The sequence below is a fragment of the Novosphingobium sp. ZW T3_23 genome, assembly GCF_044987305.1.
Lineage (GTDB): Bacteria > Pseudomonadota > Alphaproteobacteria > Sphingomonadales > Sphingomonadaceae > Novosphingobium.
Genome location: NZ_JBJDRF010000094.1, coordinates 1 through 9,767, shown reverse-complemented (window position 1 = coordinate 9,767; position 9,767 = coordinate 1). Strand labels below are relative to the sequence as shown.

Below are 9,767 nucleotides of genomic sequence, written 5' to 3'. Positions count from 1 at the left end.
GATTTAAGCGGGGCGGTCGGGGGGGCGGTCATGCGAAAATCTCCGGATTGAGCAAAGTGTCCGGCCTCTCGCCACGGCCTACAAGGTCGACGACCCGCGCCACGTTCAGCGCCATGTCGCGCATCCCGGCCTCGGTAACGCCGGCGACGTGGGGGGAGAGCAGGCAGTTCGGCAGCGCGAACAGAGGATTGTCGGGAGAGGGGGGCTCGGCCTCGAACACATCGATACCGGCGCCGGCGATCTGGCCTGCCTTCAGCGCTTCGGCCAGCGCCGCCTCGTTGACGATGCCCCCGCGCGAGCAGTTCACCAGGATCGCGTGCGGCGCCATCAGGCCCAGCTCCACGGTGTCGATCAGTCCTTGCGTCCGTTCGGTGAGCGGCGTGTGGATCGAGATCACGTCACGCTTGAGTATCTCCACCAGAGGCAGCGGTTCCACTCCGGCGGCGCGCATGTCCGCGTCCGCGACCATCGGATCGAAAGCCGCCACTTCGGCGCCGAACCCCGCCCCGCAGATCGTGGCGACGCAGCGGGCGATGCGGCCGAAGCCGATCAGTCCCACGCGCGCCCCGGTGAGGTCGCCCAGGCGAACGCCCCAGCGTTCATTCCAGCGGCCGTCGCGCACGAATGTATCCATCTCTCGGGTTCGACGCAGCAGTGCCAGCATCATCGAGACCGCCCCTTCGGCAACGGCGGTGGAGTTGTTGCCGCCTGGCGTGTTGGCGACCATCACCTCCCGTGCCGTGGCCGTCGGAATGTCGATGTTGTCCACTCCGGCACCGTGCTTCACGATCGCCTTCAAGCGCGGCATACGCGCGAATACCTCCGCTCCAAGCGGGCTTGTGCGGATCACGATGACGCTGGTTTCGGCAAGGCGCGGATCGTCCTGCCAGTTCGCCGGGGCGATGATGTCGTGCCTCTCCGCCATCCGCTCCACGCCGAGGGGATGGATGGGGTCGATAATGCATACGAGTTCGCGTGAACTCATCGGGGCGATACCTCTCCGTGGCATTTATGTATACGTTTTTGACGAAGGTTGTGGTGAAGGCTCTTTCCAGAACGGTCAATAGGCAATAGGTCTGCGGGGCGTCGGACAGGCATCGAATGTCGTCGGGGCGATGTCGTATACAGGGGCTGTATTCAGGGGCTGTATCCAGAGACCGCGCCCATGGAGTGGGGCCGAACGAGGAGAGAAGGATGTTTGCTGCGCCGCCCGCCATCTCGGCGGAAGTCTTCTGCCGCATTCCCGACAGGTTTCGCCGGTTCGGCGAAAGCAGCGAATGGGCACGCGTGCAGCTTCATGGCGCGCCGGCGCCGGTGTTCCTGGAAGGGCCGGTGTTCGATGCCGCGGGCAACTTGTGGGTGACGGACATTCCCTGGGGCCGCCTGTTCCGCATCGCCCCCGATGGCGCTTGCGAGGTGGGTTTCGAATATGATGGTCAGCCGAACGGCATGAAGTTCCTGGCCGACGGGCGGCTGCTGGCCGCGGACCATCACAAGGGCATGGTGATCTGCGATCCGAGCAGCGGCAGGTCGGAGGTGTGGTTCGACCGCTATCTGCTGGAGCCGTTCCTGGGCTGCAACGACCTGACGATCTCCCGCAACGGCGACATCTACTTCACTGATCAGGGCCAGTCCGGCTGGCAGAACCCCAATGGCCGCCTGTTCCGCGTCCGCGCGGGGACGGGCCGGTTGGAACTGTTGCTGGACGGCATTCCCAGCCCCAACGGCCTGGTGCTCAACAAGGCGGAAACGGCGCTGTTCCTGGCGGTGACCCGTGCCAACGCGGTCTGGCGCTGTCCCTTGGTGAACGACGGCGAGGTGGTGAGCAAAGTCGGCACTTACATCCAGATGTCCGGCGGCTCCGGGCCCGATGGGCTGACGATCGATGAGGAGGACAACCTTGTGGTCTGCCACGTCGGCTTCGGCGCCGTCTGGCTGTTCAGCAACAGGGGAGAACCGATGCTGCGGATCGACGTGCCCGAAGGTCGCTACACCACCAATGCCGCCTATGGTGGGCCCGGAAACCGCTGGCTCTACTTCACGGAATCGAGCACCGGCACCGTCTATCGCGTGGAGATGCCAGTGCCAGGCCGCCCGGTCTATTCGGCCGCCGTCTGAGGCGGAGTTTTTCGGATTGTCGGGGGGCTACGCGCTCAGCAGCCCGACGATAAGGCAGCGCATCCCGTAGGCGAATTCGGCTTCGATATCCTGCGTGGTCGCCGCATCATCTGCGGCGCCATCCGGTTGGTCGGTCAGGGAATAGACCGTGTCCGCCAGGGCGATGCAGTGGAAGGCCACGGTGGAGAGCAGTCGTCCCGCCTTCTCCGGCGAGATGCCGTAAGCGGTGGCCACATCGGTGTGGTGTGCGCGAATGCGCTCGATCATCGCCGGCATCTGGGCCTTGCGGCGGATCATGTAGAACGCGAGGCCGGGGTGGTGGCCGACAAGCGCGCGCAGCGATGCGCTGAAGGCGACTAGGTAGCGCTCCAGCGTTTCGCTCTGCGGGGCGGGCATGTCCCAGCGCAGGAAGATCGCATCGGCAACGAGAAGCTTCAGCGCCTCCAGGTTCGGCACATGCTTGTAGAGTGCCATATGGCTCACCCCGATCCGCGCGGCGAGGCCCACGAAAGTCAGGTCCGGCAGGCCCATCGCGATCCCGGCATCGACGATCCGGTCGCGCGTGATGGTGGCTGGGCGGCCTCGCCGGGGCTGTTCGGGGGCGGTGGTCATGCCGCTCGTATCGCGCAAAGCGGCGGGGTTGGCGAGAGGGCGATTGCGTCCGGTTTCGATATTAGTTTATGGGTATGAAACTAAATGGAGCAAATGCCTCAGGAGATTGGACGATGGCCGACGAAATTCGGAACGAGGAGACGAGACTGCGCGGTGAAGACCATGATCGCGGACTTCATGAAGTCCGGGCCGTGGTGGAGGCGATCGAACGGCCGAGCTTTTCGATCGTCCGTATAGCAACGCGGCTCGTTTCATCGGCCGAAGATCCCAACTGGGCCCAGCCCAACGTGGCGTTTCGCATCCGCCTGGGCGGCGAATATGGCGACGTTTCGCGGATCTACACGGTGCGCGATTACGATGGTGCCGGCCGCTTCACATTCGATGTCGTGCTGCATGAAGGCGCCAGTCCGATGATGCGCTGGGTTTCCGCTCTCAACACCGGGGATTCGTTCGAACTGACCGGTCCTCGGCCGCACATCGGCATTCCCGAAACGACAGGGCGCAAGGTTGCGTTGTTCGTGGATGAGACGGGGATACCCGCGCTCTATTCGCTGCTCCGCCAATGGCCAGCGGGTGTTGCGGGCAAGGGCTGGATCGCCACGAAGGATGCGCAGGTCTTTGCGGAATTGCCGCATGTCGATGGACTGGAACTGGTGCGCGTCGCGGGTGGTGAGGCCGACGTGCTGCTGTCTCATGCCAAAGCGATTGCCGATGCTGCGACCTGGGCCGTGTGGGGCGCTGGTGAGCGGGGCGAGATGAGGGCTATCCGCCAGCATTTTGCCGCCCTGGGGCTGGCCAAGCAGGACATCGCCATCGCCGGTTACTGGCGGCGCGGCGTGAGCAACACCGAAATCGATGCGCGCCGCAAGGAGGATTACGAGCGCGTTCTGTCGCGCGGCGGCACTTTGGCGGATTATGACGACCTTGCCGTCGAAGTTTGAATTTTTCGCGAGTTCATTGCGAATGCGACGTAATAGCATATTGAGCCGGACCGAAGAATGATGGAGTGAATTTCATGAACGCACATTTCGTCGAGGGAGACTTCGATGCGGATGCGCTTGTGCGTGAGGCGGTGCATCAGGCTCTCGCTGCTGCCGAACCGGCGCAGCGGCTGCGCCAGCAGATGACCGGCTCGTTCGAGGGCTGGTTCTGGGTGGAGGATGTCGCCCCGGGTCTGTTCGCATCGGCCTGCGAGCTCGCCTCGCCATCGGGCGCAGCGATTTCGCAGCCGGTGGAGCGCTCGGTGATGATGACCTTCCTGCTGGATGGTGAGAACGGCCAGTTCGTGCCGGAAGGGGCCGAACCGGTATCGAGCAGGGTGGACCGCGTGCATGTGGTCGGGCTGGGAGAGCGGCGCCTCTGCACCCGGTTGTTGGCGGCGGGGCAGGGGTGTCGCCGCGTGGAGATCGGCGTCCGCACGCAGTTCCTTGAGGCCAATGCGGATGCCTTGTCCGAGGCAGATCTGGAGGCGCTGGACTACCTGATGGCGCCGGGCTTTCGCAGCTATCACCTGCCGCGCAGCGAGGCGATGGTGCAGATGGCCGCGATGCTGACGGAGGAGCGCTATCACGGATCGCTCGGCCGCCTGTTCCGCGAATCCGTGACCGTGCAACTGATGCTGCAAACCCTGCGGCAATTCCGCGATGGCGGCGAATATCGCGCGGCGCTGGGCGCGCGTTGCTACGATGCAGTGATGGAGGCGCGGCACATTCTGGATGGCACGCTGCTGACGCCGCCCGGTACGATCGAGCTTGCGCGGCAGGTGGGGCTCAACCGCAATGTGCTGCAAGCGGGGTTCAAGGCCCGGTTCGGCACCACCCTGTTCGGCTATGTACGCGACAAGCGCATGGCGATGGCGCGTGTCATGATCGAGGAGCAGGGCTTCGGCGCGGCGGAAGCGGGCTACAAGGTCGGCTTTGCCAGCCCGTCCGCCTTCTCCGCCGCTTATCGCCGCAAGTTCGGTCGCGCCCCGATGAGTCTCCAGCGCGCCGCCGTGGCCTGACGCGACAGCATTCGTGCCTGACGCGACAGTCATTGCGATTGGCCCGCGCGGAGTCCCTGCCTATTGAGAACGGGTCGCATTTGGGGCGACGCGATCTACTTCCCGGTCGAGGGCGGCAGCGGACGGCATTTCTTGCCCGAGTTTGGCCGAAATCCTCCTTCGGGCACGATACGAACAGGGATTTCATGAACAGAATCTGCTTGCTCTCCGCGGCCTTGCTCGCGGGGACGTCCGGTATTGCCCACGCACAGGTCGCCGACGAGGCCGAGACCTCGGACCGCGTCATCGTGGTAACGGCCACGGGGCAATCGTCGGCCACTTCGACCACCAAGACCAACACGCCGATCATCGAATCGCCGCAGAGCATTTCCATCGTCAGCCGCGAGGAAATGGACTTGCGCGCCTCTCCCACGATCTCGGACGCGCTGGCCTATACGGCGGGCGTGCAGGCGGCGCCTTCGGGGCTCGACAGCCGCGTGGACGAAGTGACGGTGCGCGGTTTCGCGGCGGGCGGATTCTCATCGAACAACAACTTCGTGGACGGCATTCGCCTGCCTACCGGTGGTCAGTGGACGCGCACTTCGTTCGATTCCTTCGCGATCCAGCAGGTGGAAGTGCTGAAGGGGCCATCGGGCACGCTTTATGGCCAGAGCGCGCCGGGCGGCATGGTCAATATCGTCACCAAGCGGCCGACCGACCAGTTCCACGCCGAATTCATGCTTCAGGCGGTGGGCATGACCGACCTTGGCAAGTGGAATTATCAGGCCGCCGCCGATGTGAGCGGGCCGGTGACGTCCACGCTCTCGGCTCGGCTCGTCGCGCTGTCGCGCTATGGCGATACGCAAGTCGACGATGTGACGATCGGCCGCAAGTACATCTCGCCCAGCATTACCTGGCGCCCGGACGACCGCACGAGCTGGACGCTGCTGGGCCAGTACCAGCGCGATGAGGGCGGCGCGACGTTCCAGTATCTCCCCGCCACCGGTGCCCTGCGCAAGAGCAATGGCCAGTACGTCAAGCTGGGTGACAATCTGGGCGAGCCGGACTGGAACACCTACGATCGCAACCAGTACCTTGCCGCATCCTTCTTCGAGCACAAGTTCAGCGATGCGCTGACGGTGCGCAACAACACCCGCTACACCCACCTCGACAGCCTCTACAAAGTGGTGGTGCTGACGGGCGACACGATCACCAACTGCACTGCTGCGATCCCCGGCTGCATCGCCGGCCAGACCATCTCCCGCCGCGCCGTGCAGGGCAACGGCAAGAGCGACGGCATTTCCACGGATACGCAAGTCGAAGGGCGCTTCAATACCGGCGCGCTGGAACATGTAGTGCTGGGCGGGTTCGATTACTTCCACACCAAGTGGGAGCACTATCGCTACTTCACCGCCACCACGCCGTTGCTCGATATCTTCGATCCGCAGCCGAACGGCGCATCGACGATTGCTGCCAATCTGGCGCCGCAGAGCTTCGTGGAAACGGTCAGCCAGCAGGCGGGCCTCTATCTTCAGGATCAGGTCAAGCTGGGTCGCCTTCGGGTGACGCTCAGCGGCCGTCAGGACTGGTACAAGGATGACCAGTACAACCCGCGCACGCAGACCGGTTTCGTATCGAAAAGCGATGCCTTCACCTGGCGCGCGGGCGGAGTCTACCTGTTTGACAACGGGTTGGCGCCTTACTTCAGCTATGCCGAGAGCTTCCAGCCGCAAGTCAGCGATCCCGCGACGAACCTGACCGGCGCGGTGTTCAAGCCAACCACCGGGCAGCAGTTCGAAGGCGGCCTGCGCTATCAGTACGGCAACAGCATCTACCTGACGCTGGGCGCCTATCAGATCACCCAGCAGAACCTGACCACTTCGGCCAGCAGCGAGGAACTGGCGGCCTATCCCGATCATACCTGTGACGACGCAAGCTGCCTGGTCCAGACCGGCGAAGTGCGCATTCGCGGCATCGAGTTCGAGGCCAAGGCCACTTTGCCCACCGGCACGGCCATCGTCGGCAGCGTGACGCGCAGCGACAGCAAGATCACCGATACCAATACGGCCAGCCAGCTTGGCAAGAAACTGGCGGCGGTGCCGGACTGGATGGCCTCGCTCTTCATCAGCCAGAAGCTGGAGAACGGGCTCAATTTCGGCGGCGGCGCGCGCTACACCGGCAAGAGCTTCGGCGACAATACCAATGCCGCCAACCTCGCGATCCCGGACTATACGCTGTTCGACCTGTTCGTGCGGTATGACCTGGGCAAGCTGGCACCGGCGCTGGAAGGCGCGTCGATCTCGATCAATGGCCGCAATATCGCCAACAAGCGCTATGTCGCCACCTGTATCGCCGTTTCGGCCTGCTACTATGGCGAGGGTCGCACGGTGACTGCCAGGTTGCAGTTCCGGTGGTGATCTCCGTCACGATGGCGGTTTTCGCGGGCGTGTTGATCGTGCTGTCCGGCGTGGCGCTCTACCTTGCGGCTCCGCATCAGGCGTGGGGGGCATTGCCCCTCTCGCCGCGCGCGATGGGCTGGAGCTGCGCGGCCATGCTGGCGGCCGGTCTTGCCCTGCTGCTGAACTGGGTCGGAGTCGCGACGGCCTTCTTCATCGCCGTGACCCTGCTGATGACGACATGGTCGATCGTGCCCATCGCCGTGGCCTGGTGGCGGCGTAGCGGGGAGGATCGCGCATGAGCAAGCCGCTTTCCAGCCGCGACTGGTTCGGCAAGATCAGTGCCGCCTTCATCCTGGGCTTCACGCTGGCCCTCGCGCTTTCGGGGCTGTTCCGTTGGGCGACCGACTACGGCGATGCCTATTTCTCCAGCAAGGGCCAGCTCGGCATGTGGATCATGGCGCTGACCTGGCCACTGATCCTGAGCTTCGTCTTCCTCTTCCGTTCCGCCTCGCGCGCCTGGCTCTGGCTTGCGCTGGCCAACCTTGCGGCCTGGGCGCCGCTGGTGGCCCTTGGAGAACTGCAATCATGAAACTGCCGACCGACGTCGTGCGGATGTACAAGGAAGTTCACGGCTGGGTCGGCATCATTGCCGGCCTTGCCCTGTTCGTCGCCTTCTATGCCGGCGCGCTCACCATGTTCGAGGAGCCGCTGCAACGCTGGGCCTCGCAGCCATCGACACTGGCGCCGCCGCCTTCGCTGGAGCGTACGCCCGAACTGGTCGCCAAAGTGAAGGCGCAGTATCCGGAGGCTGCGCGCGGGCATGAGGTCAACCTCGTCATCGATGCCGCGCATCCGGGCCGGGTCAGCTGGCGCGCGCCGGGCGGCAGACGCGGCGAGCATGGCGGCGGCGCCACCTACTTCGCCTCTCTGGCGCCGGACGGTTCGCTTCAGGTGGAGAAGCAGCAGCGCTCGCAAGTGGCGAACTTCATCGACGTGCTGCACCAGCAGGTAGGGCTGCCATTTTCGCATGCGATCGCCATGCCGATCATGGGCGGCATCTCGCTGCTCTACGTGGTCGCCATGGTCTCCGGGCTGGCGGTGCTGCTGCCCAGTCTGGTCAAGGATCTGTTCGCGCTGCGCATCGGCAGGAACGCGAAACGCATGTGGCTGGACGTGCATAACGTGCTCGGCTTCTTCAGCCTGCCGTTCCACATCATCATCGCGCTGACCGCCGTGGTTTTTGCTTTCCACGACGAGTTCTACAGCGCCCAGCGGCTGGCCTTTTCGGACGCCGCCAGCCGGGCCCGGCCGATGATGCGCGCGGAGGCGGCGATTGCCGATACGCCCTCGCTCACCCCGGTGCAGATCGTTCAGCGGCTGGAGCAGCAGGCTCCGGGCTTCACCCCGCATCAGATCGTTTACGGTCAGGGCGGCGGCATCCTGCCTGCCTTGCGCGTGCAGGGCACCGATCCCCGCTATGGCCAGCGCGGCCCGACTTACGGCATCGCCGGGCTCGATCCCAGCACCGGCGAGATCGTCGATCGCAGCTTCATGCCGGGCATGCAGGACGGCTGGTCGGCCACGACGACGGGCTTCTTCACGCTCCATTTCGGCAGCTTCGGCGGCTATCCGATCCGCTGGGCCTACTTCCTGCTGGGGCTGACCGGAGCCTTCCTGTTCTACACCGGCAACCTGCTCTGGGTGGAATCCCGGCGGCGGCGCGAGCGCAAGGCCGGGGCCGTCAAACAGACCCGCGCGACGCGCATCCTTTCCGCATTGACCGTGGGTGTGCCGCTGGGCTGTGTCGCGGGTATCTCGGTGACGCTGGCTGCTGCCAAAGTGCTTGGTGCCTCGGCCAGCTATGGCGTGCACAGCGCGATCTACTACGCGGTCTTCGTCCTCTTCACTCTCTGGGCGCTGCTGCGCGGAGCGGCGAAGGCAGGTGGTGAACTGGCCATTGTCGGCGCCATATCCATGCTGGCCATCCCTGCCGCCAGCCTGATCGGCGGGCGCGACCTGTATGATGCGGCGGCCTTGCTCATGGTCGATCTCGTAGCCGGTCTTCTCGCGCTGGGCCTTGTCGGGATCGCACTATCCGCGCGGCGGCGCGCCCGATCGGGGGCGACGGACAGCGTCTGGTCAGCCCCGGCGCAGGCCGCCTGATGTCGGGGCCACTGGCGTTGTTGCTCAATCGTCGGCCCCGTGTCGAGCGGCAGGTTCTGACTTTGCTTCGCGGCGGCCGCGCGTTGCCGCACGACCGCCACGTCGTTCACCAGTTCAGGAGCTTACGCGTTATTGCCGCGCGCGAGGGATACGCGGTCCTCTCGCCCGATGCCCGTTTTCTGGGCGCCGACGAACTCGTTCTGCTGGCATGGCTGGCCATGAGCCAAAGGATTACGGCGCCGGGGTGCCGACCGCCCAGCACGCCCGAGCTATCGGCGGCGATTTCGCGATGCGGCGCCGTGCTCTGTCGGCTGAACCTGCGCCTCTATCCGCTGACCTTCTATTCGCATGCCATACGTGCCTGAGGACGCGCCGCTCAGAGTCAGTTTGGAAATTCGCTGAAAGCGAATTTCGCGGCACCAGCCCCCTTTTATTCCTCAGGCGCCCCCACCCTACCACCCAACGGTAGTATCCTGCGGGTGGTAGGGTGGGGG

10 protein-coding genes are annotated in these 9,767 nt (G+C 64.8%); 8 read left to right on the top strand and 2 right to left on the bottom strand.

Annotated features, from left to right (window positions below; genetic code table 11):
* Window positions 1-28: 28 nt before the first annotated feature.
* Window positions 29-985, bottom strand: a complete 957-nt coding sequence (locus tag ACI3K3_RS24730) for an NAD(P)-dependent oxidoreductase (protein WP_404918622.1) — start codon at window positions 983-985, stop codon at window positions 29-31.
* Between the two features lie 209 nt (window positions 986-1,194).
* Between ACI3K3_RS24730 and ACI3K3_RS24725 the strand changes: the two genes are divergently transcribed.
* A complete protein-coding gene (locus ACI3K3_RS24725; protein WP_404918620.1) occupies window positions 1,195-2,118 on the top strand; it encodes an SMP-30/gluconolactonase/LRE family protein in 924 nt (307 codons plus the stop codon).
* A gap of 27 nt (window positions 2,119-2,145) precedes the next feature.
* Here the strand turns inward: ACI3K3_RS24725 and ACI3K3_RS24720 are convergent, their stop codons facing one another.
* Window positions 2,146-2,730 (bottom strand): TetR/AcrR family transcriptional regulator, encoded by a 585-nt coding sequence (locus ACI3K3_RS24720; RefSeq protein WP_404918618.1) that lies wholly within the window; start codon window positions 2,728-2,730, stop codon window positions 2,146-2,148.
* Window positions 2,731-2,843: 113 nt separating this feature from the next.
* Between ACI3K3_RS24720 and ACI3K3_RS24715 the strand changes: the two genes are divergently transcribed.
* The 7 genes from ACI3K3_RS24715 to ACI3K3_RS24685 all read left to right on the top strand — a co-directional run bounded on the left by ACI3K3_RS24715 (window position 2,844) and on the right by ACI3K3_RS24685 (window position 9,638).
* Window positions 2,844-3,671 carry a siderophore-interacting protein gene (locus ACI3K3_RS24715; RefSeq protein WP_404918616.1) on the top strand — a complete coding sequence of 276 codons (828 nt, stop codon included), beginning with the start codon at window positions 2,844-2,846 and terminating at the stop codon, window positions 3,669-3,671.
* A 74-nt stretch (window positions 3,672-3,745) separates the two neighbouring features.
* Window positions 3,746-4,732 carry a helix-turn-helix transcriptional regulator gene (locus ACI3K3_RS24710; RefSeq protein ID WP_404918614.1) on the top strand — a complete coding sequence of 329 codons (987 nt, stop codon included), beginning with the start codon at window positions 3,746-3,748 and terminating at the stop codon, window positions 4,730-4,732.
* Window positions 4,733-4,917: 185 nt separating this feature from the next.
* Window positions 4,918-7,128, top strand: coding sequence for a TonB-dependent siderophore receptor (locus ACI3K3_RS24705; protein WP_404918612.1), 2,211 nt, complete (start codon window positions 4,918-4,920; stop codon window positions 7,126-7,128).
* Window positions 7,122-7,409 (top strand): hypothetical protein, encoded by a 288-nt coding sequence (locus tag ACI3K3_RS24700; RefSeq protein ID WP_404918610.1) that lies wholly within the window; start codon window positions 7,122-7,124, stop codon window positions 7,407-7,409. The genes ACI3K3_RS24705 and ACI3K3_RS24700 overlap by 7 nt, the downstream gene beginning before the upstream one ends.
* Window positions 7,406-7,699: a hypothetical protein gene (locus ACI3K3_RS24695; protein ID WP_404918608.1), complete on the top strand. Its 294-nt coding sequence runs from the start codon at window positions 7,406-7,408 to the stop codon at window positions 7,697-7,699. The genes ACI3K3_RS24700 and ACI3K3_RS24695 overlap by 4 nt, the downstream gene beginning before the upstream one ends.
* Window positions 7,696-9,273, top strand: coding sequence for a PepSY-associated TM helix domain-containing protein (locus tag ACI3K3_RS24690; protein ID WP_404918606.1), 1,578 nt, complete (start codon window positions 7,696-7,698; stop codon window positions 9,271-9,273). The genes ACI3K3_RS24695 and ACI3K3_RS24690 overlap by 4 nt, the downstream gene beginning before the upstream one ends.
* Window positions 9,273-9,638, top strand: a complete 366-nt coding sequence (locus ACI3K3_RS24685) for a hypothetical protein (protein ID WP_404918604.1) — start codon at window positions 9,273-9,275, stop codon at window positions 9,636-9,638. Before ACI3K3_RS24690 ends, ACI3K3_RS24685 begins: the two co-directional genes overlap by 1 nt.
* The last annotated feature ends 129 nt before the right edge of the window (window positions 9,639-9,767 follow it).